Annotated in this window: 33 protein-coding genes; 18 read left to right on the top strand and 15 right to left on the bottom strand. The window is 71.6% G+C overall.

What is annotated here, in order from left to right; genetic code table 11:
• Window positions 1-118 precede the first annotated feature (118 nt).
• Together O7553_RS12570 and O7553_RS12565 are read left to right on the top strand one after the other, a co-directional pair.
• A complete protein-coding gene (locus O7553_RS12570) occupies window positions 119-616 on the top strand; it encodes a DUF1707 domain-containing protein (protein ID WP_281554970.1) in 498 nt (165 codons plus the stop codon).
• 220 nt (window positions 617-836) lie between these two features.
• A complete protein-coding gene (locus O7553_RS12565) occupies window positions 837-1,052 on the top strand; it encodes a hypothetical protein (RefSeq protein WP_281554969.1) in 216 nt (71 codons plus the stop codon).
• Here O7553_RS12565 and O7553_RS12560 read toward each other — a convergent pair.
• From O7553_RS12560 to O7553_RS12545, 4 genes are all read right to left on the bottom strand, one after another.
• Window positions 1,043-1,723 (bottom strand): hypothetical protein, encoded by a 681-nt coding sequence (locus O7553_RS12560; protein ID WP_281554968.1) that lies wholly within the window; start codon window positions 1,721-1,723, stop codon window positions 1,043-1,045. The two genes, O7553_RS12565 and O7553_RS12560, sit on opposite strands and share 10 nt — an antisense overlap.
• A gap of 711 nt (window positions 1,724-2,434) precedes the next feature.
• Entirely contained in the window at window positions 2,435-3,022 is a 588-nt protein-coding gene (locus O7553_RS12555) for a TetR/AcrR family transcriptional regulator (protein WP_281554967.1), read from the bottom strand.
• Window positions 3,023-3,231: 209 nt separating this feature from the next.
• On the bottom strand, window positions 3,232-3,483 hold the full coding sequence (locus O7553_RS12550) for a helix-turn-helix domain-containing protein (protein ID WP_281554966.1): 252 nt from the start codon (window positions 3,481-3,483) through the stop codon (window positions 3,232-3,234).
• A 149-nt stretch (window positions 3,484-3,632) separates the two neighbouring features.
• Window positions 3,633-4,385, bottom strand: coding sequence for a zf-HC2 domain-containing protein (locus tag O7553_RS12545; protein ID WP_281554965.1), 753 nt, complete (start codon window positions 4,383-4,385; stop codon window positions 3,633-3,635).
• Window positions 4,386-4,511: 126 nt separating this feature from the next.
• Between O7553_RS12545 and O7553_RS12540 the strand changes: the two genes are divergently transcribed.
• The 10 genes from O7553_RS12540 to O7553_RS12495 are packed head-to-tail and all read left to right on the top strand — an operon-like array spanning window position 4,512 to window position 8,741.
• Complete coding sequence (locus tag O7553_RS12540) at window positions 4,512-5,093, top strand: sigma-70 family RNA polymerase sigma factor (RefSeq protein ID WP_281554964.1); 582 nt, start codon at window positions 4,512-4,514, stop codon at window positions 5,091-5,093.
• Window positions 5,094-5,099: 6 nt separating this feature from the next.
• Entirely contained in the window at window positions 5,100-5,693 is a 594-nt protein-coding gene (locus O7553_RS12535; protein ID WP_281554963.1) for an ABC transporter substrate-binding protein, read from the top strand.
• A 39-nt stretch (window positions 5,694-5,732) separates the two neighbouring features.
• A complete protein-coding gene (locus O7553_RS12530) occupies window positions 5,733-6,140 on the top strand; it encodes a hypothetical protein (RefSeq protein ID WP_281554962.1) in 408 nt (135 codons plus the stop codon).
• Window positions 6,137-6,451 (top strand): hypothetical protein, encoded by a 315-nt coding sequence (locus O7553_RS12525; RefSeq protein WP_281554961.1) that lies wholly within the window; start codon window positions 6,137-6,139, stop codon window positions 6,449-6,451. Before O7553_RS12530 ends, O7553_RS12525 begins: the two co-directional genes overlap by 4 nt.
• Window positions 6,388-6,600 carry a hypothetical protein gene (locus O7553_RS12520; RefSeq protein WP_281554960.1) on the top strand — a complete coding sequence of 71 codons (213 nt, stop codon included), beginning with the start codon at window positions 6,388-6,390 and terminating at the stop codon, window positions 6,598-6,600. The genes O7553_RS12525 and O7553_RS12520 overlap by 64 nt, the downstream gene beginning before the upstream one ends.
• Window positions 6,600-7,076: an ABC transporter permease gene (locus O7553_RS12515; RefSeq protein WP_281555589.1), complete on the top strand. Its 477-nt coding sequence runs from the start codon at window positions 6,600-6,602 to the stop codon at window positions 7,074-7,076. Before O7553_RS12520 ends, O7553_RS12515 begins: the two co-directional genes overlap by 1 nt.
• Window positions 7,073-7,423 (top strand): ATP-binding cassette domain-containing protein, encoded by a 351-nt coding sequence (locus tag O7553_RS12510; RefSeq protein ID WP_281554959.1) that lies wholly within the window; start codon window positions 7,073-7,075, stop codon window positions 7,421-7,423. The genes O7553_RS12515 and O7553_RS12510 overlap by 4 nt, the downstream gene beginning before the upstream one ends.
• Window positions 7,420-7,677: a hypothetical protein gene (locus O7553_RS12505; protein ID WP_281554958.1), complete on the top strand. Its 258-nt coding sequence runs from the start codon at window positions 7,420-7,422 to the stop codon at window positions 7,675-7,677. The genes O7553_RS12510 and O7553_RS12505 overlap by 4 nt, the downstream gene beginning before the upstream one ends.
• The gene (locus O7553_RS12500; RefSeq protein ID WP_281554957.1) at window positions 7,616-8,119 is read left to right on the top strand and encodes an oligopeptide/dipeptide ABC transporter ATP-binding protein; all 504 of its coding nucleotides are present in this window, start codon (window positions 7,616-7,618) and stop codon (window positions 8,117-8,119) included. The genes O7553_RS12505 and O7553_RS12500 overlap by 62 nt, the downstream gene beginning before the upstream one ends.
• Window positions 8,112-8,741, top strand: a complete 630-nt coding sequence (locus O7553_RS12495; RefSeq protein WP_281554956.1) for an oligopeptide/dipeptide ABC transporter ATP-binding protein — start codon at window positions 8,112-8,114, stop codon at window positions 8,739-8,741. The genes O7553_RS12500 and O7553_RS12495 overlap by 8 nt, the downstream gene beginning before the upstream one ends.
• A 25-nt stretch (window positions 8,742-8,766) precedes the next feature.
• Here O7553_RS12495 and O7553_RS12490 read toward each other — a convergent pair whose 3' ends face one another.
• The 4 genes from O7553_RS12490 to O7553_RS12475 all read right to left on the bottom strand — a co-directional run bounded on the left by O7553_RS12490 (window position 8,767) and on the right by O7553_RS12475 (window position 11,242).
• Complete coding sequence (locus O7553_RS12490; protein ID WP_281554955.1) at window positions 8,767-9,396, bottom strand: MBL fold metallo-hydrolase; 630 nt, start codon at window positions 9,394-9,396, stop codon at window positions 8,767-8,769.
• Window positions 9,396-10,481, bottom strand: a complete 1,086-nt coding sequence (locus O7553_RS12485) for an S-(hydroxymethyl)mycothiol dehydrogenase (protein ID WP_281554954.1) — start codon at window positions 10,479-10,481, stop codon at window positions 9,396-9,398. Before O7553_RS12485 ends, O7553_RS12490 begins: the two co-directional genes overlap by 1 nt.
• Window positions 10,482-10,589: 108 nt before the next feature.
• Complete coding sequence (locus O7553_RS12480; RefSeq protein ID WP_281555588.1) at window positions 10,590-10,742, bottom strand: lipoyl domain-containing protein; 153 nt, start codon at window positions 10,740-10,742, stop codon at window positions 10,590-10,592.
• Window positions 10,743-10,744: 2 nt separating this feature from the next.
• Window positions 10,745-11,242 (bottom strand): hypothetical protein, encoded by a 498-nt coding sequence (locus O7553_RS12475; RefSeq protein ID WP_281554953.1) that lies wholly within the window; start codon window positions 11,240-11,242, stop codon window positions 10,745-10,747.
• Between O7553_RS12475 and O7553_RS12470 the strand changes: the two genes are divergently transcribed.
• Window positions 11,216-11,896 carry an acyl-CoA dehydrogenase family protein gene (locus O7553_RS12470; RefSeq protein WP_281554952.1) on the top strand — a complete coding sequence of 227 codons (681 nt, stop codon included), beginning with the start codon at window positions 11,216-11,218 and terminating at the stop codon, window positions 11,894-11,896. The two genes, O7553_RS12475 and O7553_RS12470, sit on opposite strands and share 27 nt — an antisense overlap.
• A 1-nt stretch (window position 11,897) precedes the next feature.
• A complete protein-coding gene (locus tag O7553_RS12465; protein WP_281554951.1) occupies window positions 11,898-12,653 on the top strand; it encodes an enoyl-CoA hydratase in 756 nt (251 codons plus the stop codon).
• A gap of 22 nt (window positions 12,654-12,675) precedes the next feature.
• On the opposite strand, the gene O7553_RS12460 is transcribed toward O7553_RS12465, so the two are convergent.
• From O7553_RS12460 to O7553_RS12450, 3 genes are read right to left on the bottom strand one after another with little or no spacing between them, the layout of a single operon-like run.
• On the bottom strand, window positions 12,676-13,866 hold the full coding sequence (locus O7553_RS12460; RefSeq protein WP_281554950.1) for an osmoprotectant NAGGN system M42 family peptidase: 1,191 nt from the start codon (window positions 13,864-13,866) through the stop codon (window positions 12,676-12,678).
• A gap of 22 nt (window positions 13,867-13,888) precedes the next feature.
• Window positions 13,889-15,700 carry an N-acetylglutaminylglutamine synthetase gene (gene ngg / locus O7553_RS12455; protein ID WP_281554949.1) on the bottom strand — a complete coding sequence of 604 codons (1,812 nt, stop codon included), beginning with the start codon at window positions 15,698-15,700 and terminating at the stop codon, window positions 13,889-13,891.
• Window positions 15,687-17,471, bottom strand: a complete 1,785-nt coding sequence (locus O7553_RS12450) for an N-acetylglutaminylglutamine amidotransferase (RefSeq protein WP_281554948.1) — start codon at window positions 17,469-17,471, stop codon at window positions 15,687-15,689. The genes ngg and O7553_RS12450 overlap by 14 nt, the downstream gene beginning before the upstream one ends.
• A gap of 319 nt (window positions 17,472-17,790) precedes the next feature.
• On the opposite strand from O7553_RS12450, the gene O7553_RS12445 reads away from it, so the two are divergent.
• On the top strand, window positions 17,791-18,342 hold the full coding sequence (locus O7553_RS12445) for a hypothetical protein (RefSeq protein ID WP_281554947.1): 552 nt from the start codon (window positions 17,791-17,793) through the stop codon (window positions 18,340-18,342).
• Window positions 18,343-18,350: 8 nt separating this feature from the next.
• Here the strand turns inward: O7553_RS12445 and O7553_RS12440 are convergent, their stop codons facing one another.
• Together O7553_RS12440 and O7553_RS12435 are read right to left on the bottom strand one after the other, a co-directional pair.
• On the bottom strand, window positions 18,351-18,701 hold the full coding sequence (locus O7553_RS12440; RefSeq protein ID WP_233605831.1) for an STAS domain-containing protein: 351 nt from the start codon (window positions 18,699-18,701) through the stop codon (window positions 18,351-18,353).
• Window positions 18,702-18,949: 248 nt separating this feature from the next.
• Window positions 18,950-19,612 carry a DUF4142 domain-containing protein gene (locus tag O7553_RS12435; protein ID WP_281554946.1) on the bottom strand — a complete coding sequence of 221 codons (663 nt, stop codon included), beginning with the start codon at window positions 19,610-19,612 and terminating at the stop codon, window positions 18,950-18,952.
• A 204-nt stretch (window positions 19,613-19,816) separates the two neighbouring features.
• On the opposite strand from O7553_RS12435, the gene O7553_RS12430 reads away from it, so the two are divergent.
• The 3 genes from O7553_RS12430 to O7553_RS12420 are packed head-to-tail and all read left to right on the top strand — an operon-like array spanning window position 19,817 to window position 21,470.
• Window positions 19,817-20,020, top strand: a complete 204-nt coding sequence (locus tag O7553_RS12430; RefSeq protein ID WP_281554945.1) for a hypothetical protein — start codon at window positions 19,817-19,819, stop codon at window positions 20,018-20,020.
• A gap of 25 nt (window positions 20,021-20,045) precedes the next feature.
• Window positions 20,046-20,558 (top strand): MSMEG_6728 family protein, encoded by a 513-nt coding sequence (locus tag O7553_RS12425; RefSeq protein ID WP_281554944.1) that lies wholly within the window; start codon window positions 20,046-20,048, stop codon window positions 20,556-20,558.
• 33 nt (window positions 20,559-20,591) lie between these two features.
• The gene (locus O7553_RS12420) at window positions 20,592-21,470 is read left to right on the top strand and encodes a DUF1775 domain-containing protein (protein WP_281554943.1); all 879 of its coding nucleotides are present in this window, start codon (window positions 20,592-20,594) and stop codon (window positions 21,468-21,470) included.
• 51 nt (window positions 21,471-21,521) lie between these two features.
• On the opposite strand, the gene O7553_RS12415 is transcribed toward O7553_RS12420, so the two are convergent.
• Window positions 21,522-23,219, bottom strand: a complete 1,698-nt coding sequence (locus O7553_RS12415) for a copper resistance protein CopC (protein ID WP_281554942.1) — start codon at window positions 23,217-23,219, stop codon at window positions 21,522-21,524.
• Between the two features lie 203 nt (window positions 23,220-23,422).
• Window positions 23,423-23,650 carry a ferredoxin gene (locus tag O7553_RS12410; RefSeq protein ID WP_281554941.1) on the bottom strand — a complete coding sequence of 76 codons (228 nt, stop codon included), beginning with the start codon at window positions 23,648-23,650 and terminating at the stop codon, window positions 23,423-23,425.
• Between the last annotated feature and the right edge of the window lie 56 nt (window positions 23,651-23,706).

Below are 23,706 nucleotides of genomic sequence, written 5' to 3'. Positions count from 1 at the left end.
CCCGCATATAGCCATCCGTGCCGGACCATATACCGAACGTAGACATGATGGGGGATTCCGTCCCGCTGGTCCAGCGCGACCTGCGGCGACCGTCAGGTGGAGTAGCCTCGGAAACACTGTGGAAGGCGACTACGGGGTCAACAAGCGGGCCGGTGCCGAGCGCGCCGGTGGTGAGCGGGTCGGTGACGCGCAGCGCAACCACGTCGTCGAGTTGCTCGCCCGGGCACTCGGTGAGGGCTACCTTGACCTCGCCGAGTACGAGCGGCGGCTGGTTGAGGCGACTGCGGCGACAACGTCGGGGGAGCTCGTCGTGCAACTGACCGATCTGCCGCGGCGGTTCCACTGGGACCCTCGTACGCCGGTCGTCGGGTCGTCGGTCGCCGACCGGGCCCGAATCCGGCGCACCACTGCCGCGTTGATCATCGCCGTCGCGTCGTTGCCGTTCGCCGCCTGCTACGGCGTCGGCGCGGTACCCGCTGTCGCGGCGATCGTCCTGGCGGGTCCGGGCCGACGGGTTCCAGGTCAGCGGGCCATGGCGCTGGCAGCGACCGTGGTCGGATTGGTCGGCGTGGTCGGGTCCGTGCTGAGTATCGTCCTGCTACTCGTCGTCGGCTGAGACGCCCGGCCGTCTCCCGGTAAAGTGCCATCTACGGACCGGCCGGGCCCGGCCGTCGCGGACAGGTGCGATCGTCGATGGCATGTGCCCGTCACGAACGGCCCGACATGCCGGGGTCATCCTTGTTCTACTGCTGTGTCTGACCGCCTGCGCCGCGACCAGCGCGAAATGCCGCAACAACAGTTGTACGGTCGCCGTCAAGACAACCGAAACTGCAAGCGTGGAGATTCTCGACCACCAGATGGAATTCCGCGATCTCGTCGCCGGATCGGTGACCGTGGTCTACGCCGGACAGCCCTATTACATCCCGGTCGGGCAGACGGCGGGGGTCGGTCCGCTGACCGTGACGGTGACCTCGGCGGACCCGGGTCGGGCACAGCTGGTCATCTCTGCGGACCAGCACACCGGCGCGGATGCCGGTCGTGGTCACCGCTGAATCCAGAGACGCAGTTCCTGTGGGTCGAGGCAGGCAAGTACCGCTTCGTGCAGGATCATGCTGGCTGCCCGAGCCAGGGTGAGGTCGAACTGTCCGGTGCGGCCGTCGGGCATCCGCAGCGCGACCGTGCCGGTACGCCGGTCCACGGCACAGCGCAGCGGCAGCTCGGCGGCCCGGCCACCCGGCGAGCGGACCAGGACCCGCAGCTCGACCACGCCGTCGGAGACCCGTCGATCGACCATGGGACCGCTGCCCGGCGGGGCAGGTCGACCGGCCGGCGCAGGCCGGTCGCGTGCTGCCGGCTGGCGTTGGGGACGCCGGGGCGGATCGCGCTCCGGGCGGCAGGTCGCTGTCGTGGTGCGTCCGGCGGGTGGGCCCGGCGTGGTCGCGGGCCTCGCCGGCCGGGCGGTACGCACGGGTTCGGGTGGTGGCCGCCGGTCGGCGCGGGGCGCTAGTTCGGGGCGGCCGAGCACCACGGTGTCCACGCCGGTGCCCTCTGCGCCGGTGACTCGGTACCGGACGGTGACCGCGGTGTCGGACAGGTTGAGCACCACTCCGGGCCGCCAGGCCCCGCTACGGTGGATCCAGATCGGATCACCTCGCCGGTACGCCGTCACGGTGTGCGCCGTACCGGCTGGCGGCAGGCGCGAGCTGCGGCCCGTGCCGCTCACCGGAACTCGTACCGCATTATTGGGAACTGCCTCTGATCGCCGGGACAAAGTCGTTACGTTGCCCGGCCGACGATACTTCCTCGATGACCGGGTGCGGCAGGGGTCGATGCCTGGTGCCTATTCGGATATTGCGGACCAGGGGGTGGGGAGGCCGAGTCGTGCCGTCTTCCCGACGATCAGGAAAGATGGTCGGGTGCTCCGCCGGATATCGTGCGGTTCCTGCCGCGTTGCCGAGGACCGTTTGACATGACTCGGCGTGAACACGTTTTCGAGGACCATGCGCTGTCGGGTTTCCCGTACCGCTGCGGCCTCGCCGCTGGCATGCGTGGACGTACCGGCCCGATGGTCGATCGGACGGCTACCGCCGCCTTGGCGAAGCGGTCTGCCAACTCTCCGTAGTGTTCACGCGGGTGGCCGACGTCTGTCGGTCGAGAGCCCGCTGACCGACAGACGTCAAGGGGAGGCGGGCGCGTGCGGCACCGGCAGGCAAGGGAGACCAACCCAGCTTCCTAGGAAGCATCAGGGGCTGTGCCACCAGTTGCCCCCGACGGACCTCAAATGTCCATCAGATACTCAGCAGGGCAAGTGTCTGCAGTGGAGCGCGAGAGCTGGATCGGCCGACCGGCGTCAAAGCTGCAGCGGCGGGTGGGAGCGTTGCTCAACCATCCAGTGGACTGCGGCGCATCGCCGGGCCGGCCGGAGCGCCGCTGATCAGCGGCGTGCGGCGATGCCGTCCAGGAAGAGGGTGGTGCAGTCGTTGATCAGCCGGTTGAGCGAGTACTTGCCGCCCGGCCTGAACCATCGCACGGTGAGCCACACTGCATCGCGGGTGAGCCGGTAGAAGGTCTTCGGGTCGATGTCGGAGCGCAGAGTACCGTCCCGGCGTCCGGCGTCGATGACGGTGAGCCAGACGCTCTCCACCTCCTTGGCCACGCCCTTCAGGTAGCCGAACCGGGGTAGACCACGCAGGTAGTTCGCGTCGTTCTGATAGATCTCGGTGGCGTGCGGGTGGCTGGCGGCACACTCGAGCGAGGCCCGGATGAGTTGCCGCAGTTGGTCGTCCGGCCCTTCCGGCCCGTCGAGGATCTGCTGGTAGCGGGCGCGCAGGTCGGCGAGGTAGCTGGAAATGATCTCGTCGACCATCGCTTCTTTGGACTCGAAGTGGTGGTAGAGGCTACCGGAGAGGATGCCCACGTCGTCGGCGATCTCGCGGACGGTCGTGCCGGCGACGCCCCGGCTGGCGAACAGCGCGCCAGCCCGGTGGAGTATGTGCTCTCGTCGGCTGCGGGAAGTCACCATTGTCTCCCTGGTCGTGTAGCGGTGAAGCGGACACTTGCTTGGCACCTTCCGCGACGAGCCGGCCCGGCGGATACAGCCGGATTCGGCAGTCAACCATGGCGGCTCTCTGACCAATGTGATCGGTGACCGGGTGGTCATCACGAGGGGCGGAGGAGGTACGTCCGTCAGTCTAGGACCCAGGCAAGACGATTAACCGTACGCGGCGCGATCTAGTCCAGTGTGTCCTGATCGGCGCTCCCTGCGCTGTGCTCAGGCTCAGGTGTACGGTCAGCATGGACGGTCGGATCCGGGCGGCGTCCGCCGCGACTGCGGATAGGCACACCCGAGTAGTGCAGTCGCCGGTGCACGTAGCTGTACGACACGCCGAGCTCGGCAGCGATGCGCCGGATCGGCGCTCCGGCGAGGTACCTGCTGACGATCTGGGCGCTCGTCGGACGCTCGTCGGGCGTGGTGGCCGGCATGACTGCTCCCTGGCCGTGACGGGACGGTGGTGTCGTTGCGGATGTCTGCCGGACGAAGCCGGAGGCTGGTCCGTCGTCACCATGTCCCGTCAGGGGGAGCGGAGGTTGTCCGGCCGGGTTGTCAGATCAACGGCACCCGGGACGACGGGTCAGGCCGCCCGGTCCCGGCGGTGGCGGATGCTGGCCACGCCGCCCCGGACCACCCGCAACGGTGTCGGGTTGGCCGCCGGTGGTTCCTCGTCGAGTTCGACGCGCCAGCGTGACCGCGTGCGGCCAGCGTCGCCCGGTGACGTGTCTGGGTCGCCACCGCGTCTGCGCAGCGCCAGGATGAGCAGGTACCCGGCGACGACCAGGCCGTGGCTGAGCAGCCGTGGGTAGTCGACCCGCCCGGTGATCACGTCGTTGACCGACAGCAGCGCCAGCACCGCGACGAACGCGGTCAGGGTCGGCAGCATCCCGGCCGGCCGGGTGCGCCGGACGGCGATCCACACGAAGCCGGCGCCGAGGGCGACGTTCCAGGCCGCGGACTCGTGCCACAGGTGGTTGGGTGCGGTCCCACCGACCGGATCGGGAACATGCAGATGGCCGTCGGCGACGCCGCCGATCTGGGCCGCGCCGAGCAGGAACTGCGCGATTCCGAGGACGCCGAGGGCGTACCGCAGCAGCAGGGCGACCCGGGCGGCGGCCAGCCGTCGGGGCGGCGCGAGTGCGTCGAGCACCGACTCGTCGATGGCACCGACCGGTTCCGGGCCGGTCCGCCGGGCGAGACTGGTGACCACGGCGGCATCGGCGTACCAGTCCCGGCAACCGGCACAGCCGGTCAGGTGGTCCCGCGCCGCAGCCGACTCGGCGACGTCGGTCTCCCCGTCGAGTTCGGCCGACAACAGCTCACGAAAGTCCACGCACCCCACATGTCAATAGTCGGCCTGCCCGCCGGGACGGTTCCCACCGGGGTGGCGCCCGGCCGGGAAGACGCCACCGGGCGGGTGGACTATGGCGGGGGAGGCTTGCCGGATACCCTTCCAGTCATGCCGCACGCCGCACCGGACGACGCCCAGATCACCCGTTGGGCCCTCGCGGCCCGCGACGGTGACCGGGCGGCCGCCACGTCGTTCGTCCAGGCCACCCAAAGTCAGGTGCAGAGGTTCCTCACCCATCTGGTGGACAGCACCGAGGCGGAGGACCTCGCCCAGGAGACGTTCCTGCGGGCGATGCGGTCGTTGCCGCGCTTCGCTGGACGCTCCAGCGCGCGTACCTGGCTGCTGTCCATCGCCCGGCGGGTCGCCGTCGACCATATCCGCGCCGTCGTGGTGCGGCCCCGGGTCGCCGATCTGGCCGACTGGCAGGCGGTGGCCGAGGCCGTGGTCGTCGGCCCACGCTTCGAAGAAGCCGTGGCGCTGCGTCAGCTGCTGGCCGGCCTGGCCGCCGACCGCCGGGAGGCGTTCGTGGCGACCCAGGTGCTCGGGTTGAGCTACGCCGAGGCCGCCGAGGTCTGCGGCTGCCCGGTCGGGACGATCCGGTCCCGGGTCGCTCGGGCCCGCGAGGACCTGGTCGCCGCAATGACGGAGTCGGGGCGGCAGTCCGGCCGGCAGCTACGAGCGATCAGCTGATCTCTCGTGCCCCTGTCCCGCGGGACAGAGTCGGCGGCGGCGTTCGACGCCGACCTGGCCCGCAATCCGGTGGGCACCGGGATGTACCGGGTCACCGAGTACCAGCCGAGCTCCAGCGCGACATACGAGCGCAACCCCGACTACTGGGACCCGGATGCGGCCGCCGCCGCTCGGATGGAGTTCACCAGTATCACCGACTCCCAGCAGCGGCTCAACGCGCTGCGGACCGACTCGATCGACGCCACCATCCTGGACGCGGCGAACGTCGCCGCGGCCGAGTCGGCCGGTCTGGTGGTGGACTCCGCCCCGGTGCTGCAGTTCTACCACCTGCAGCTCAACCTGTCCCGCGAGTACCTCGACGACGTGCGGGTACGGCGGGCAATCAACCATGCGATCAACCGTGAGGACCTGGTCAGCGGCCTGCTGTTCGACCTCGGCGAGCCGGCGGTCCAGCCGTTCCCGAGCGGGTACTTCGCCCACGACGAGTCCGTCGCCGACCTGTACCCCTACGATCCACAGCGGGCCCGGCAGCTGCTCGACGAGGCCGGCGTACCCGAGGGCCACACCCTGGAGTTCATCAACCAGAACGCCCCCGCGTAGACCCAGCTGACCGAGGCGCTGCAGGCACAGCTGGCGGAGGTGGGTCTCAATGTCGAGATCACCCAGACGGTCAACTTCGCCAACTCCTTCTACGTCGAAGGCCAGGGCGACGCCGGAGCGATCAACTGGACCGGCCGGCCGGATCCGTCACAGACCGTCGGGCTGGTCATCGCCGAGAACGGTTTCGCCGACCCGGGCAAAGTGACCACGCCCGAGGTGACCGCCCTCTACCAGGACCTGCAGGCCACCACGGACGAGACGCATCGGCAGGAACTGGCCCGGCAACTGTCGGCCCGGATCATCACCGACGCCCTCGACGTCGTCCTCGACTTCCCGTACAGCAACGTCGCGTACAGCGACAAGGTGGTGGCCTGGAGAACTGGCTCGCCGGCAAGCTGGAGTTCCCCGGCGTCGGCACGACGACGATCAGGCATGGTGAGGACATGATCGGACTCGTCGGCCGGCGCCTGTTGACCATGGTGCCGCTGCTGCTGTTCGTCACACTCGTGGTGCACGGCATCGCGATCTTCGTCGCCGGCGACCCGGCGGTCCGGATCGCCGGGGAGAACGCCACCGCCGAACAGATCGCTCTCACCCGGGACCGGCTCAACCTCGACGAGCCGTGGCCGGTGCGGTACTGGCGGTGGCTCACCGACGCGGTCCGGGCGATCTCGGCAACTCAATCTTCAACGCGGTGCTGCAGCCACCCACCGGCGGACACCTGCTCGGCACCGACGACCTGGGCCGGGACCTGCTGAGCCGGCTCATCGTCGGCGCCCGGCCGTTGCTGCTGGCCGTGCTGCAGTCCCTCGCGGTCGGGGTCGGCTTCGGAGTGCCGATCGGGCTGCTCGCGGTGCTGCTGCCGGCGTTGCCCGGTGGGCTGCTGATGCGGATCGTCGACGGGTGATGGCCTTTCCGCCGCTGCTGCTGGCGATCGGCGTGCTCGGCCCAGGGCTCAGCCAGGCGATGATCGCCGTCGGCGTGGTGTTCGTGCCGCGGTTCGCCCGGCTGACCCGCACCAGTGTCCTGCAGGTCTACCACGAGACGTACATCGACGCCTCGCGGGTCATCGGCACCCCGCTGGGTCGGCTGGTCCGCTGGCACGTGCTGCCGAACATCACCGGCCCGGTCGTCGTGCAGGTGGCGGTGGCCAGTGGGTTCGCCATGCTCGCTGAGGCCGGTCTGAGCTTCCTCGGGCTCGGTGTCCAGCCGCCGGACGCGAGCTGGGGCGCGCTGCTCGGCCGAGCGCTGCCGTACGTCGACACCGCCTGGTGGCTGGCGGTCGCCCCCGGCGCGGTGATCACCTCGACCGTGCCGGCCACGAACGTGCTCGCCGACGGCGTCGGTGACTCGCTCGGCCGCGAATCCAGGAGCCCGCGTTGACCACACCCGCCAGGAGCACCGAATCTGCCAGGAGCACCGCTCAACCGGCGCCGGTCACCGGCGCGGTGCTGCAGGTCACCGACCTCACCGTCGCGGTGGGTAGCGCCGCCGCCGGCGGCTGGACCGACCTCGTTCACAAAGTGCCGTTCGAGGTGGCCGCAGGTGAGACCGTGGGGCTGGTCGGGGAGTCGGGCTGCGGCAAGAGCACCACCGCGCTGGCGTTGATGGGGCTGCTGCCGCCCCGGGACCTGCGGGTCGGGGCGGCACGGTCCGGCTCGACGGGACCGACCTGTACCGGTTGTCCCGTCGGGGCTGGGAGGACGTCCGCGGCGACCAGATCTCCATGATCTTCCAGGAGCCGATGTCCAGCCTGCACCCGGCGTTCACCGTCGGCGAGCAGATCGCCGAGTCGGTACGCCGGCACCGGGGGCTGTCCCGCCGGGCGGCCGCCGACCGGGCGGTCGAACTGCTCGACCTGGTCGGCGTGCCGGACGCCCGGTCCCGGGCCCGGGCGTACCCGCACGAGTTTCTCCGGCGGCATGCTGCAGCGGGTCCTGATCGCCATCGCGCTGGCCTGCGAGCCGAAACTGCTGGTCGCTGACGAACCGACGACGGCCCTGGACGTCACCGTACAGGCGCAGATCCTGGATCTGCTGCACGAGATGCGCGACCGGTTCGGGCTGGCCGTCCTGCTGGTCACCCACGACCTCGGGGTGGTCGCCGAAGTGTGCGATCGGGTGGTGGTGATGTACGCCGGCCAGGTCGTCGAGGAGTGCGACATCGACACCTTCCTCGCCGGTTCCCGCCATCCGTACAGCCGGGCACTGCTGGCCGCCGCGCCGGACGCCGCCGTCGACGGCGAACTGACCTGGATCCCCGGTGCCCCGCCCGGCCCGGACGAACTGCCGTCCGGCTGCCGGTTCCAGCCGCGCTGCCGGTACGCCCGCGACGCCTGTCGCAGCGGACCGATCGTGCTGCGTCGCACGGCCGACGGACACGCGAGCCGTTGCCTGCTCGACCCGGAGGCGATGACCGATGAGTGAACTACTGCGCCTTTCCGACCTGCACGTCACGTTCCCGGGCCGGTCGCTGTTCGGCCGCCGGGCCGCGCCGGTGCAGGCGGTACGCGGCGTGGACCTGACAGTGGCGCCGGGCGAGACGGTCAGCGCACTGGACGTGTCGACCCAGAACCAGATCCTCATGCTGTTGCGGGTGTTGCAGCGGGAACGGGGGGTGGCCCTGCTGTTCATCAGCCACAACCTGCTCGCCGTACGGCATGTCGCGGCCCGGGTGGCGGTCATGTACCTGGGCCGGGTGGTGGAGACCGGGCCGACCGCGCGGGTGTTCGCCGCACCGGCCCACCCGTACACCCGGGCGTTGCTCGCCGCCGTGCCGGGCGCGGCCCGGCGCCGCCAGCGCGGCGTGCGGGCCGCGTCGCCGGTCGGTGAGCTGCCCAGCCCGGTCGCGCCGCCGTCCGACTGCCCGTTCCATACCCGCTGCCCGCTGGTGCTGGACCGCTGCCGGGTCGAGATGCCGGCGGCGGTGCCGGTGGACGACGGCGGTCACGTCTCGTGTCACCTGCAGACCAACGGTCCGGCGCTCGGCGGCCGGCCGCTGCCGGCGTCGCTGGCGGCCGGCGTCGGACCCGCGACGGCGGCCGGGTGACGCGGCACCGGTCGCGAAATGCCGGTCAATGGCCGCGGGCGATCCACTCGTCGAGGTGCGGCCGTTCGGCGCCGATCGTGGTGCTGTCGCCGTGTCCGGTGTGCACGATCGTGTCGTCCGGCAGGGTGAACAGCCGGTCGCGGATGGACGCGATGATCGTGCCGAAGTCGCTGTAGGAGCGGCCGGTGGCTCCCGGGCCGCCAGCGAACAGCGTGTCGCCGGTGAACACCACGCCCAGCTCGGGCGCGGACAGGCAGCAGGCACCGGGGCTGTGCCCGGGGGTGTGCAGGACCCGCAGCGTGGTGCCGCCGACGGTGAGCTGCTGCCCGTCGGCCAGCGCGGCGTCCGGCGGCCGCCGCGGGTGGACCTGGTCCCAGAGCACCTGGTCGGCCGGGTGCAGTAGCACCGGCGCGCCGGTCTCGTCGGCCAGGCGCGCCGCGACCCGTATGTGGTCGTCGTGGGCGTGGGTGGCGACGATCGCCCGGACGGTACGCGCGCCGACGACGGCGCGGATCGCCTCGACCTCGTGCGGGGCGTCGATCACCACGCATTCGGTGCCGTCGCCGACCACCCAGACGTTGTTGTCGACATCGAAGGTCTGCCCGTCCAGGGAGAACGTCCCGGATGTGACGGTGTGGTCGATCCGGGTGGACATCAGAACACCACCACCGAGCGGAGCACGTCACCGTGGTGCATCTTGTCGAAGGCTTGCTCGACCTGGTCGAGCGGGATCTCCTCGGTGACGAAGGCGTCGAGGTCGAGGCGGCCCTGCCGGTTCAGTTCGGTCAGCATCGGGAAGTCGCGCGACGGCAGGCAGTCGCCGTACCAGCTGGATTTGAGCGCGCCGCCGCGACCGAACACGTCCAGCAGCGGCAGTTCGACGCGCATCTGCGGGGTCGGTACGCCGACCAGGACGACGGTGCCGGCCAGGTCCCGGGCGTAGAACGCCTGTTTCCAGGTTTCCGGGCGGCCGACCGCGTCGATGACGACGTCGGCGCCGAACCCGCCGGTGAGCTCCTGGATCCGTTCCACCACGTCGGTCTGCCGGGCGTCCACAGTGTGGGTGGCGCCGAAGCCGCGCGCCCAGTCCAGTTTCCGGGGGTCGGTGTCGACGGCGATGATGGTCGTCGCACCGGCCAGGGCGGCCCCGGCGATCGCGCCGTCGCCGACGCCGCCGCAACCGATGACCGCGACGGAGTCGCCGCGGCCGACGCCGCCGGTGTTGATCGCGGCTCCCAGCCCGGCCATCACTCCGCAGCCGAGCAGGCCGACGGCGGCCGGCCGGGCCGCCGGGTCCACCTTGGTGCACTGGCCGGCGTGTACCAGGGTCTTCTCGGCGAAGGCGCCGATGCCCAGCGCGGGGGAGAGCACGGTGCCGTCGGTCAGTGTCATCTTCCGGGTGGCGTTGTGGGTGGCGAAGCAGTACCAGGGTCGGCCCCGGACGCAGGCCCGGCAGGTGCCGCAGACGGCACGCCAGTTCAGCACCACGAAGTCGCCGGGGGCGACGTCGGTCACCCCGTCGCCGACCTGTTCGACGGTGCCGGCCGCCTCGTGGCCGAGCAGGAACGGGTAGTCGTCGCTGATGCCGCCGTCACGGTAGTGCAGGTCGGTGTGGCAGACACCGCAGGCCTGTACCCGCACCACCGCCTCGCCCGGGCCGGGGTCCGGTACGACGATCGTGGCGACCTCGACCGGCGTACCGGTGCTCCGGGAGATCACACCCCGGACGTGTTGGCTCATCGGAACCCTCCTGGAACATCGTCGTCACACAGGTCCGGTCCGAACCTACCGCCGGGCGGGCCGGCGGGGAACCGTCCCGCCGGCCGTATCCCCTGGTGGTGGTGACGTCTACCGCTGGTCGGCGGCCGATTCGACCTCCGCCTCCACCTCGACCAGGTCGGCGCCCTCCTCGACCCGGTCACCGTCGGCGGCGTACCACTGCATCACCTCGGCTTCGGACATGCCCATGCCGAACTGCGGCAGACGCACCTCGGTCTCCATGCTCACCTCTCTCCGAGCGTGCGGCGATCTCGCTGGCCGCGCTGCAGGTGCGGTTGGCCGGGTCGACGACGACGGCGCGGCCGGTCCTGGCCACCGACGCGACGATGGTCGGCCAGTCCATCGGGACCAGGGTGCGTGGGTCGACGACCTCGACGGAGATGCCGTCGGCGGCGAGCTGGTCGGCGGCATCGAGGGCCGCCGCCGATGCCGATCACGGCCACGTCGGAGCCGGCCCGGGGAATCGCCGTGACGCCGAACGGGACCAGGTGCTCGTCGTCGGCCGGTGCCGGCCCCCGGCCGCGGCGGGCCCACAGGTTGGCGTCCTCGAAGCACAGCACCGGGTTGTCGTCGCGGATGGCTGTCCTGAGCAGGCCCTTGAGGTCCGGTCCGTTGCTGGGCACGATGATCTTCAGCCCGGGGACGTTCATGCACATCGGGTAGGGGCGGTCGCCGTGGTGGGCGGCGGTGCCGCCGTGGTAGTAGAGCGCCTGCCGGTACACCACCGGCAGGCGGCGCGGCCGACGACGGCCGGCCGGCGGCCGGTGCTGGCCCGGGTCGACCCGGGCGCCGACGGGCTGCACGTCACCCCGGGTACCAACCTCGCCGGCGAACCCCGGGACTGGGTCGCCCTGCGGGGCTGCGTACCGCTACGGGTGGCGATGACCGCACCGCACGTCGCCGACGTGCGGTGCCGGGAGTCGCTGCTGCGGGCCGCCGCGCTGTTCGGCGCCGTCGAACGGACCTGTCAGTTGACGATCGAACACGTCCGGGTCTGCACCCAGTTCGGTCGGCCGCTGCTGGCCCAGCAGGCGGTGGCGCACGCGGTGGCGACCATGGCGGGGGAGCGGGAGCAGAGCCGGGTGGCGCTGCGCGGCGCCTTGGCCGCCTGGGGCGGCGACTACGCGGCGAGCCGGGTCGCCGCCGCCCGGGTGGTCCTCGGCCGGGCCGCCACCACGGTGGCCCGGCTGGCGCACCAACTGCACGGCGCGGTGGGCGTCACCCGGGAACACCCGCTGCACCGCTGCACCGGCCGGTTGCTCGCCTGGCGCGACGAGCCGGTCGCCACCCGCGTGGCGTCCCATATCCTGGGCATGGTGGTCGCCGACGGCGGCGACCTGTGGCGGTGGACCGTGACCGACCGGATCGGGAGTTGACATGCAGACCGTATCGTTGCGTACCGCCGACCATCCGGGCGTGCGGGTGCTGACCCTCGACGATACCGACCGGCGCAACGCGATCGGCGCCGTGATGAAGCGGGAGCTGGCCGAGGCGGTGTCGCGCGTCGCCGCTGACCGCGACGCCCGGGTCCTGGTCGTCACCGGCGCCGGCACCGCGTTCTGTTCGGGTGCCCACCTCGACGAGATCTTCGGCGGCCCGGTCCGGCCGGTCAGCCAGACCCGCCGCGACCTGGAGGACATCTACCGCAGCTTCCTCGCGGTGCGCGACCTGGACCTGGTGACCATCGCCGCAGTGCAGGGACCTGCGGTGGGTGCCGGCCTCAACCTGGCGATGTGCTGCGACCAGCGGATCGCCGGCCCCCGCGCCCGGTTCGGGGCGACGTTCACCCGGATCGGCCTGCACCCCGGCGGCGGCTGCACCTATTTCCTGGTCGACGCGCTCGGCCCGCAGCGGGCCATGCAGATCCTGCTGGACGGCGCGATGCTCGACGCCGCCCGGGCCCACGAGCTCGGCCTGGTGCTCGACGTGGTCGACGATCCGCTGGCCGCCGCGTTGGCCGCCGCGCACCGCTACGCCGACCTGGATCCGCATTTGGTACGCCACGTCAAGCAGAGCGTCCGGGTCGCCGCCTCGTCCGGCCTGGACGCCTCGGTGCAGTACGAGGCGTGGGCCCAGGCCGCGTCGGCCAGCGACCCGGCGGTGCTGGCCACCCTGCTTGGCGACCGGCGCTGAGGCCGCTCGCCGCCCGGGGGTGTCAGGCCACCCCGATCGGCCCTTCCCGGGGCCCCTCCTCCTGCGCCGGCTGCACCGCCAGCGACGGGAAGTCGGCCAGGTCACCGTCCGGTTCGGCGTCCCACTCCGGGAACACCAGCTCACTCTGCAGATAGAGGCAGAGCAGTTGGGTGAGGTGCCGCAGCCCCTCCAGGTGGGTGCGTTCGTGACCGTGGGTGGCGTCCACCCCGAAGCCGAGCAGCGCCACCCGGGCGTGCGCGCCGGCCTCGACCGCCGCCGCCACGTCCGACCGGTAGTAGTCGAACACGTCGCGGACCAGGTCCACGTCGTGATCGACGGCCAGGCCGGCCAGCTTGCGCGTCAGGTGGTAGTCGAACGGGCCGACACCGTCGCCCATCGCCAGGGTCGCGGCGTCCTCCCGGGACTGCTGGCCGGGGGCCACCACTGCGGCGTCGACCGAGACGATCTCGGCCACGTCCGGGTCGAGCCCGTGGCTGGCGCCGTGCCCGACCTCTTCGGTGCAGGTGATCAGCAGGTGGGCGGTGACCGGCGGCTGCTGGCCGGCGTCAACCATCGCCTTCACCGCGGTCAGCACCGCCGCCACCCCCGCCTTGTCATCCAGATGGCGGGACTTGACGTAGCCGCTGGGCGTGATCGTCGGTGCCGGCAGCATCGCCACGAAGTCGCCGACGTCGATGCCGAGCGCGCGGAGCCCGGCGATGTCGGTGACCGGTTCGTCGACCCGCACCTCGACCTGCTCCCAGCCGACACCCTGCAGGTCGACGCCGTCGTTGTAGCGGTGGCCGCTGGCCTTCAACGGCAGCACCTGGCCGGTGATCACCCGGTCCAGGCTGTCGGTGTATACCCGCACGTGGGCGCCTTCGGCGAACCGGGCGCTGTGGGTGCCGATCTGCTTGAGCTCCAGCCGGCCGTTCTCCTTCAACCGTTTGACCATGCCGCCGATCGTGTCGGTGTGCACCACGATCGCCCGGTCCGCGCCGGTGGTCCGCGGCCCGCACAGCGAGGCGCTGAGCGCGCCCCGCCGGGTGACCGTGAACGGGATGCCGAGAGCGGACAGCCGTTCCCCGACGTACTGCTGCACGTGGTCGGTGCGGCCGGACGGGCTGGGGATGTCCAGCAGCTCCAGCATCACCTGCTGCAGGTAGTCGAGGTCCAGTTTCAGGGGGGCGGGGAGGTTCGGGTCGGCCGGCATGCCAAGACCGTACCGCCGCCGATCACGGCGTTGCCGGCGCCCCGCCGGGTCCGGGCGGGCTCCACCGCCGCTGCTGCGCGCTGGTGCCGGGGAACAGCAGGTCGATGAAGCGTTCCGCGGTCGGCTGCGGCTCGTGGTTGGCCAGTCCGGGCCGTTCGTTGGCTTCGATGAAGACATGGTCGGGCTGATCAGGAGCGGTCACCAGCAGGTCCATCCCGGCCACCGGAATGGCCAGCGCCCGGGTGGCGGCCACGCACGCTGCGGCCAGCTCGGCGTGCAGCCGGTCGGTGACGTCGTGGATCGTCCCGCCGGTGTGCAGGTTCGCGGTCCGCCGCACGGTCAGCACCTCGCCGGTCGGCAGCACGTCGTCCATCGCGTGCCCGGCCTCGGTGACCACTTCACGGGTCAGGTCGTCCAGCGGGATCTTCGACTCGCCGCCGGTGGCCGCGGCCCGCCGCCGGCTGTGTCGCCGGATCAGCTCGGCCACCGTGTGTACGCCGTCGCCGGTCACCGCCGCCGGGCGGCGGACCGCAGCGGCCACCACCTCGTGGTCGATCACCAGGACCCGCAGGTCCTCCCCCTGGTGCCGCTGTTCGATCAGCACCTGCGGGCAGTGCCTGCGGGCCAGGTCGACGGCGGCCCGTAAGGCGGTCGGGTCGGTGACGCCGACGGTGATCCCGGTGCCCTGTTCGCCGCGGGCCGGTTTGACCACCACCTCACCGACCTTGGCGAGGAACGCCTCGTCGTCGGCGTCGCCGGTGGCGGTTCGGCCGTGCGGTACGGCCAACCCGGCGTCGAGCAGCACCCGCCGGGTCACCCGCTTGTCGTCGCACCGGCTCATCGCCACCGCCGAGGTCAGCTCGGACAGCGACTCGCGGGTGACGATGCTGCGGGCGCCGTTGGTCAGCCGCAGCTCGCCCCAGGACGCGTCGATGACCTCGACCCGGATGCCGCGGCGCATCGCCTCGTCGGCGACGATCCGGGCGTACGGGTTCAGCTCGTCGTAGCCGTCCGGCATGCTGGCCAGGAAAAGCCGTTCGTTGATCGGGTTCTTGCGTTTGACGCACAGCGTCGGTGTGCGTTCGAATCCGAGCCGTTCGTAGAGGCGGATCGCGCCGTCGTTCTCCGCCAGCACGGACAGGTCGACGTAGACCCGGCCGCGGTCGGCGAGCCGGCCGGCGAGCTCCAGCAGCAGCGCCTGGCCGGTGCCGGGTGGCGCGTGCAGCGGGTCAACGGTCAGGCACCATAGGCTGGAGCCGTTGTCCGGGTCGTCGAAGACCGCCACATGGTCGATGCCGGTGATGGTGCCGACGACCTGACCGGTGACGTTTTCGGCGACCAGGTGCACGAAGCGTTCGGTCGTGGCGTTGTCGACCAGAATGTCGACCGGGGCGGTGACCATCCCGTTGTGGGCGTATATCCGGTTGACCGCGTCGGCGTCGGAATCGTCGCGTAGCGGCCGGATCCGCAGCCCCGGCTCCGGTGGCTGTGGTTCGCGCACCTGGGTGAGGTCCAGCCGGAAGGTCAGCGACGGGTCGATGAACAGCTCGTCCGGCAGCCGCGACACCAGCACGTGCGGGTCGGGCAGGTAGATGCAGATGTCGCGGGACCCGGCGGCTTCCGAACGCAGCACGTCGGCGACGTCGGAGGGGTCGGCGAACGTCTGACCGAAGACCAGCCGGCCCCAGCCGCACTCCAGGATGACGTCGGCGCTGTCGGTGGGCTTGGCCGGCGGATCGCCCGGGACGACCGGGTCGCCTCCAGGGCCGATCCGTTCCCGCCGGGGGGCGGGGGAGTCGGGGCGGGGGGCGCTCGTGTCGTCAGTCAATGCCATGGTTCTGCAGCCACATCTCCAGCAGTCCGAGTTGCCACAACTTGTTGCCCCGCAGCGGGGTGAGTTCGGCGTTCGGGTCGCGCAGCAGCCCGTCGACGTACCCGTCGCGGAACAGCCCGCGTTGACGGGCCGGCGGCGCGTGCAGGGCGTCGCGGACCCGGTCGAGCAGCTTGCCCTCCAGGTGGGTCAGCCCGGGTACCGGGAAGTACCCCTTCGGCCGGTCGATCACCTCCCAGGGCAGCACCCGACGGCCGATCTCCTTGAGTACCCCCTTGCCGCCCTGGGCCAGCTTGAGCTCGGGCGGGCAGGTGGCGGCGAGCTCGACGAACTCGTGGTCGAGGAAGGGCACGCGGGCCTCCAGGCCGTGCGCCATGGTCATGTTGTCGACCCGCTTCACCGGATCGTCCACGAGCATCACCGTGGTGTCGATCCGCAACCCCGCGTCGACCGCGTCCTGCGCGCCGGCGCGGCCCAGGTGGGCGGCGGCGAACTCACGGGCGGGATCACCGACGGCGAGGTACTCCGGGTTCAGCACCTGGGCGAGACCGGCGGCGTCGCGGTCGAAAAAGGCCGTGGCGTAGGTGTCCAGCGCCTGGTCACGGCCGACGCGGGCCAGCGGCGGGTACCAGTGGTACCCGCCGAGGATCTCGTCGGCACCCTGGCCGGACTGCACCACCTTGAGGTGTTTGGCGACTTCCTGACTGAGTAGGTAGAACGCGACGCAGTCGTGACTGACCATGGGTTCGCTCATCGCCGCGACGGCGGCCTCCAGCGGCGGCACCAGGTCCCGGGCGGCCACCCGGATCTGATGATGGTCGGTGTCGAACCGCTGCGCCACCAGGTCGGAGTAGACGAACTCGTCGCCTTCCCGCCCACCGACTGCGTCGAAGCCGATCGAGAAGGTGGCCAGATCACGCTGACCCTGCTCGGCCAGCAGTGCCACGACCAGCGAGGAGTCGAGCCCACCGGAGAGCAGGACGCCGACCGGCACGTCGGCGACCATCCGGCGCTGCACCGCGGTGGTCAACGATTCGAGCAGAGCGTCCTGCCAGTCCTGCTCCGACCAGTCGGCGCGGCGGGGGTCCCGGCCGAACGGCGGATCCCAGTAGCGGCGCTCGTCCACCCGGCCGTCGGGCTGGTAGACCCGGACGGTGGCCGGTGGCAGCTTGCGGATGCCGTTGAGGATCGTCCGCGGCGCGGGGACAACACTGTGGAAGCTGAGGTAGTGGGCGAGTGCCACCGGATCGATGCCGGTGTCCACCCCGCCGCCGGCCAGCAGCGCCGGCAGGGTGCTGGCGAACCGGACCACGCCGGAGCGCTCGTCGACGTACAGCGGCTTGATGCCGAGCCGGTCGCGGGCCAGGACCAACCGGCCGCTGTCGCGCTCGGTGATCGCGACAGCGAACATGCCGACCAGATGGTCGACGAAGTCGACGCCCCACTCGGCGTAGGCTTTGACGACGACCTCGCTGTCGCCCGACGAGAAGAACCTGTGGCCCCGTGCCTGCAGTTGCTCGCGCAGCTCCCGGTAGTTGTAGATGCAGCCGTTGAAGACGCCGGTCAGGCCGGCGGCGGAGTCGACGATCGGCTGGTTGCTGGCCGCCGACAGGTCGATGATCTTCAGGCGCCGGTGTCCGAAGGCCACACTTCCGTGTGACCAGGAGCCTCCGTCGTCGGGCCCCCGGTCACTCATTGTAGCCGCCATCCGCTCCACCGCGCCGATGTCGGCGCGGGAACCGTCGCGGCGCAGCTCACCCGCAAGTCCGCACATGCGTACCCATCCTGCCAGACCGTTGCGGCATCGCCCAGTTGACGGCCGGATCCGGTGTCCCGACCAGTGCTCCTGAGTCGTCCGATCCCGCTCGGTGCCCCGTGCCGGGTCTCGCTACGCTGACCCGGCGACAGGGCAGTTGCGTGACTAATCAATCAAACAGTTGGTAGGTGCCGTCGTCGCCCCGGAGTTCGGCTCGACGTACGGTACGCGGTAACGTTTGGTCGGTTTTGGTGGCCGGACGGTGGATAGCTCCATCACCCGGCTGGCGTGGGCGCTCCGTCCGGGTTCGGGACGGATGCCGACCGGGGAGGGCTAGTTGCTGACCACGCTTGAGGGACACCACCTGCGGGCCTGCGTCCTCGGCCAGTCCTGGCTCATCCACCGGTTGGAGCGCCGGGGCGCCGGCCTGGACCCGATCGCCCTGTTCGGGGTGGTCGAGGGGGCCTTCGTGACGGTTGTCGACCAGTTGAGTCGTAGCGGGTTCCCGCTGACCGAGCTGCGCTGCTTCGCCGACACCGCGGTACGCCTGACCGCCGCCGGCCGCGAACCGGTCTCCGCCGATGAGGTGATCCGCATCGTCGGCTACCAGTTCGGCGAGCACGTCGACGTCGCCGACATCGAGGCCCGGCGTGCCGTGCCGGTGCGCCGTGCGGTGATCGGTACGGCGGTACGGCGGTTGCGGCTCACCCTGCACGATGTGGACAACCTCCTCCGTCGGGGGGAGAGCCTGGCCTCCCAGTGGGGTTTCGCCGCCACCACGTACCACCCGGGTCCGCTGACCGCCTGCTACCTGCGGGTCGTGGAGGCCCGGTGGGCCAGTCGGCAGTCGCGGCGCAGCCGGCACACCCAACTGGGCCGGGTGCTGTGACCGTACGGTCAGCGCCCCACCGGCAGGTCGGTCGGCGTCGCGTGGTCGGCGGGGAAGCCGAACAGTCCGAGTAGCCCGGTCGCCCACAGCTGCCGTCGGGTGAAGCTGCTGATGTTCTCCAGCTCGAGCCGGCTGCCGCTGACCCCGGCAGCCTGGTGACAGGCGACCAGGCTGCCGATCCCGGTCGAGTCGATGAAGCTGACGCACGTGAGGTCCAGCACGATCCGCTCGGGTGCGGACCGGGCGAGCAACGCGGTGACCGCGTCGCGGACCTCGCCGGCTGTGGCGAGGTCAAGTTCACCGTGCAAGGCGAGTCGTACCGTGGTGCCCTGGTAGCTCCTGGTGATGACGAAATCCACGTCGAACCTCCGGTCGGGTGGCGACGGACGCCGGGGAGGGAGGATGCTGAGGCATTCGCATGAGCCGATATCCGCTGATGCGCGCGGTGTGTGAGCCGTCACGTTACGGTATGTGCGGTCGATGTGCCAGCCCCGTTTCGGACTGTGCACCACCCCGGTCGACCACTGTGAGCGATCATCTCGTCCGGTTCCGCGCCGGTGCGGTCGGTCCGGGCCGACCGCACCGGCGCGGAAACGCGGCCCGCAGGTCAGCTCTGCGCCGGCAGCGGCGTCTGCGGGTCGACCGTCGGCGACGGCAGGGTCGGGCTGACCGTCGGCTCGGGCGTCGTCGTGCCCGGCGCGGTCGGGTCAACCGTGGGGCTCACCCCGGGACTCGGCGAGGTCGGCAGCCCGAGCTGTGCGGCGAGGCCCTGCAACGCCGCGTACAGGTCCTCAAGCACCGGTCCGGCCTCCTGCGCCAGGTTCACCACCCGCTCGTCGGAGCCCTGCGAGATCTCGGCGTTGTTCACCTCGATCGCCTTGGCGTAGCCCGCCAACTGGCTCTCCACGAACGCCGTGTCGAACTCGGCACCGGACAACCCGTTCAGCTGGGTGACCACGTCCTGCTGCTCCTGGGTGGGTGAGTCGGGCAGGGCGACGTCGACCTCACCGGCCACCCGGGCGACCTCCTCGTCCAGCCGGGTGTGGTCGGCCACCATGTCACCACCCAGGTCCTTCACCGCCTGGTCGGCATCCTGCTTGTCCTGCGCCAACTGCCCGATCTGCACAGCGGCCAGATTGACCTGGTGGATCGTACGCAGGTATTCGCTGTCCTGCTCGGACGGTGCTGTCGCGTGCGCGGTCGCCGGGATCAACGCGACGGCGGTCAGCCCGGCCAACAGCCCCAGCCGGGTCACTACGGTCCTTCTCATCGTGGTTCCTCCTCGCTCAGCGCTCGTCGGGGCACCGAGATACCCGGCACCCCGGACGCCATGCCCGCCGGCCGGGATGAGCGCCGCCGGCCGGCGGGCGGATGACCAGCCACCCTCGGTCGGGCTAGCCCGACCCCCCCGCCGGCATGTCACCGCCGGTACCGGGTAGCCGGATGACGACCGACCAGATCACCGGGAGGGATCGTGACCAACATCCAGCAACCGGAAATGCGTCGCAGCGGGGACAACCCGCTGGTCCAGGAGAGCAAGGATCCCGACGGAGCCGACCGCCGACCCGGGCGTCGCGGCGGCGGCGACCGTCCCGTCCCGGCCGGCCAGGCCTCACCGTACGGTCCCCATCCGCCGGTCGCCGACGACGACAGCGAACCCGAAGACCGGCCGGACTGACCACCTCGGCCGGCCCACGGCACCCATGCAGACGTTCCTGCCGTACCCCGACTTCACGGCCAGCGCCGCCGCGCTCGACGCCCGACGCCTCGGCAAGCAGCGCGTCGAAGCGTTGCAGGTGCTACGCGGCCTGACCGTGCCCGGGTACGGCTGGCGTCACCACCCGGCGGTCCGGATGTGGCGCGGCCACCCCGAGGCGCTGGTCCGGTACGGCCTGACGGTCTGCGCCGAATGGACCCGGCCCGGCCGGGCCGACACCGTCGCCGACACCCTGCGCCGCGAATTCACCGCCGCGACCGGCCGCACCCTGATCCGCGACCAGGCCGAACTCGGCGCCGCCTGCGCACTACCGGCCTGGCTCGGCCGCGCCGACCTGCACCTGTCGCACCGCGCCGCACTGGTACACAAGGACCCCGACCACTACCGCCCCCGCTTCGGCGACCTCGCCCCCGTACCGTACGTGTGGCCATGCCCACCCGCGGTGCCGCCGCCGATCTCCCCCGCCCCACCCGGCGAAAAAGGTCCGTGGTCGGATTGAACCGTTCGGCCCCGTCCGCCGAACTCCTTACCGGTGGATCAGGTTCCGGCGGCAGCGGCCGCTGACGTACGGGAGGCGAGGCTCATGGTCAACTGTCTGCGCGCGAACGCCGTCCGGATCGGCGCGGTGCTGTCCGGTTCGGTGCTGGCGGTCGTGCTGTCCGGGTCGGCGGTGGCTGCGGCCAACATCGGCCTGGAACCGACCCAGGCACCTCGTGGGGCCGGCATTCAGCTGACCTTCGAACTTCCGCAGGAACGGCCGGACGCACACACCGCCGAGGTGCGCCTCGATCTGCCGGCGGACCTGCCCATCGCCGAGGTCTACCCGATGTCGGTCGACGACTGGGCACCCAGGATCATCAACCGGGCCCTGCCGGAGCCGCTGCCCGGCCTGCACGGAGGCCTGATGACCGAGGCCACCGAGAGCATCACCTGGCAGCTGGTCTCTCCACCCGCCGACGAACCGGCGCCGGTGCTGCTGACCGTTTCGGTCGGCCCGCTGCCGGACACGGACCGGATCGAATTCGCGGTGACCCAGACCTACTCCGACGGCACCGTGGTCCACTGGGGCGGCCCGAACGCGCCGCGGCCCGGCCCGGTGCTGACCCTCGGACCGGCCGACCCGACGGCCGCCGGTCACGGAGCCCACCACGGCGACCCGGCACCGGCAGCCGCCCAGGACCCGCCGGCGCAGGCCGCCGCAGCGGGCTCGGACGGCAACGCCGGCACCGGGATGGGACTGCTGCTGGCCGGCCTGGCCGGCGGAGCGGCGATCGGCGCGGCCGTCGTCTGGTGGCGCAGCCGCCGCCACCGCGCCGTCCCGGCGGACCCGACCGGGGCCGGGCCCGCCGACGACGAGGGCGAACTGGTCGGCTCCGGCGGCACCACCCACTGGCGGCTCACCGAACAGTGACCGCTGTCGCCTGACCAGGTCTCCTTGCCGCAGACCGGCCCGCCAGCCGGTTCAGCGGACCGGCACGGTGGTACGGACCGTCGCCTGGTCGACGTCGGACAACCGGATGGTGAAGCGCAGCTCCCACTCGCCCGGCACGGGAAACGCGACCGCGCCGACCGCGTGGTTGTCGTCCACGCCCAGCAGCAGAGTCGTTACCGGCTCGACGTCCTGTGCCGGCAGCGAAGTGGTCATCGTCCACTCCTCCACCTGTACCGGCGCGCCCTCCGGCGTGTACACGTAGGCGTGCACCGTGTTGTGTTCGCCGAGCTGCACCGGGTAGATGTCGAACTGGAGGGTGTACAGCGAGCTGGTCAGCGTCTGAGCGAAGGTGTCCTGCCCGAGGGCCTGAGCCTCGACGACGGCGGTACGGGCCGGAGTCGTCTGCACCAGTACCGCGCTGGCCCCGAGAGCCGCCACCGCCACCGCGACCTCGACACCGACCAGGCCGGTGAGTCGCCGTACGTGCGACGCCCGCCACCGCCCGACCAGCCGTCGCGCGTACCCGGCGGTCAACAGCAGCACCGCCACCAGCGCGATCTTCACCAGCACCAACCGCCCGTACCCGGTGGTGGCCAGTGCGGTCGGGCCGCCGGTCTCCATCAGCGCCTGGACGGCACCGGCGAGCAGCAGCCAACAGACCGCCACCGTCGCCCACCGGGACCAGACCGGCAGGATCCGGCCCAGGACACGGGGGTGGGTGCGGCGCAGCAGGACCGCGCCGAGGGTCACCAGCCCGCCGATCCACACCCCGACCGCGGCGATGTGCACGGTGTCGGCGGCGATACTGACCGGCGGTACCGGCGCCGCCACCGCGTGACCGGTCAGCGGCCAGGTGACCAGCCCGGCCACGCCCAGCCCGACGAGGGCCAGCCCGCGACGGGTGCCGCCGACCCCGGCGAGGGCCGGGGACACCAGCGCCGCCACCGCGGCCAGGACCACCAGCCGGCCGAGCAGCGCAAGCCCGTACCCGCTGTCGACGACGGCGGCCAGGTCCCCGGCGGAGACCTCCAGCAGGCCACTGCCGGTCGAGTACGGCGCCTGCAGGTACAGGCCGGCCACCGTGGCCAGGCCGATCAGCCCGAGCCCGGTGCCGACCATGACCTTGCCGGGCCGGCGGCCCAGCCGGGGCGGCCACAGCAGCGCCAGCAGCAGCGCGGGGCCGACGGCGAGTACCACCCCGGCGTAGCCGACGTACTTCGCGGTGGTCACGGCGACCGCCACCGGCAGCCGCTGCCCGCCGTCGCGCGGCTCGGGCACCGTCGCGGACGGCGCTCCTACCGAGTACGTGTAGCCGCTGCCCACCGGGTGGCTGTCCGCCGAGATCACCCGGTAGCTGACCAGGTAGGTGCCGAGCGGGCGGTCGGCGACCCGGACCGGGAGGGTGACGGTGGTCCCGTCGGTTCGTGGTGTTCCGTCGTCGATCCGCTTCCCGTCCGGCGCCAGTACCTGCAGGCGCCCGGTGACCGGGCGCACCGGTTCGCTGAAGGTCAGCACCACTTCCCGGGGCGAGTTGCCCAGCACCGATCCGGGGGCGGGCTCCGCCGTCACCAGCACCGCGTGTGCGGCCGCCGGGCCGGCGGGGGCGACCATTACCAGCATGCCGCCGAGGAGCAGTGCCGCGGCACCGGCTGCGGCGTGCCGGGCCCACCGGGCGGCTCGTCGTTGCTTCACCCCTGGTAGTTCGGTGCGGACGGGGCAACGGTTCATCGCGATCGACTCCGGGCGGGTCAGGGAGGTACCGACCGCAGGTGAGTCGGTCGTCTCGTGGGCCGAGCGCCGGGACCGGACGCATGCGTGCCGGGAGGAATCGTGGTCGACCGGGGCGGCCGTGAGCAAGTCGACCGTCGGTGGTGGTCCGGTCCGCCTCCGGTCAGATCCGGATGGCCGTCGGTCGGCCCCGACCCGCCGGGTCAGGGCAGCGGTGCCAGCGGGGTGCCGTCGGCGTCGCGGACCAGAATTGCCTCGACCGGGCATGATTCAGCAGCGTCGATGACTGTTTCGGCCGGATCGATGTCGGACGCGGGCCCCTGGGACACCCCGTCGACCAGGCTGAAGTGCCCCGGCGCGGTACCGGCGCAGATGCCGGACCCGACGCACCGTTGCTCGTCGACGCTGACCTGCCAGGACCGCTGGTTCATCGCCACCTCCGGGGTTACCCACGGCACCGGCCGTGGGGGACTGGAACGGTTCACGT

The sequence above is a fragment of the Solwaraspora sp. WMMA2059 genome, assembly GCF_027497315.1.
In the GTDB taxonomy this organism is placed as follows: Bacteria; Actinomycetota; Actinomycetes; order Mycobacteriales; family Micromonosporaceae; genus Micromonospora_E.
This window is presented reverse-complemented; position numbering and strand designations above follow the sequence as displayed.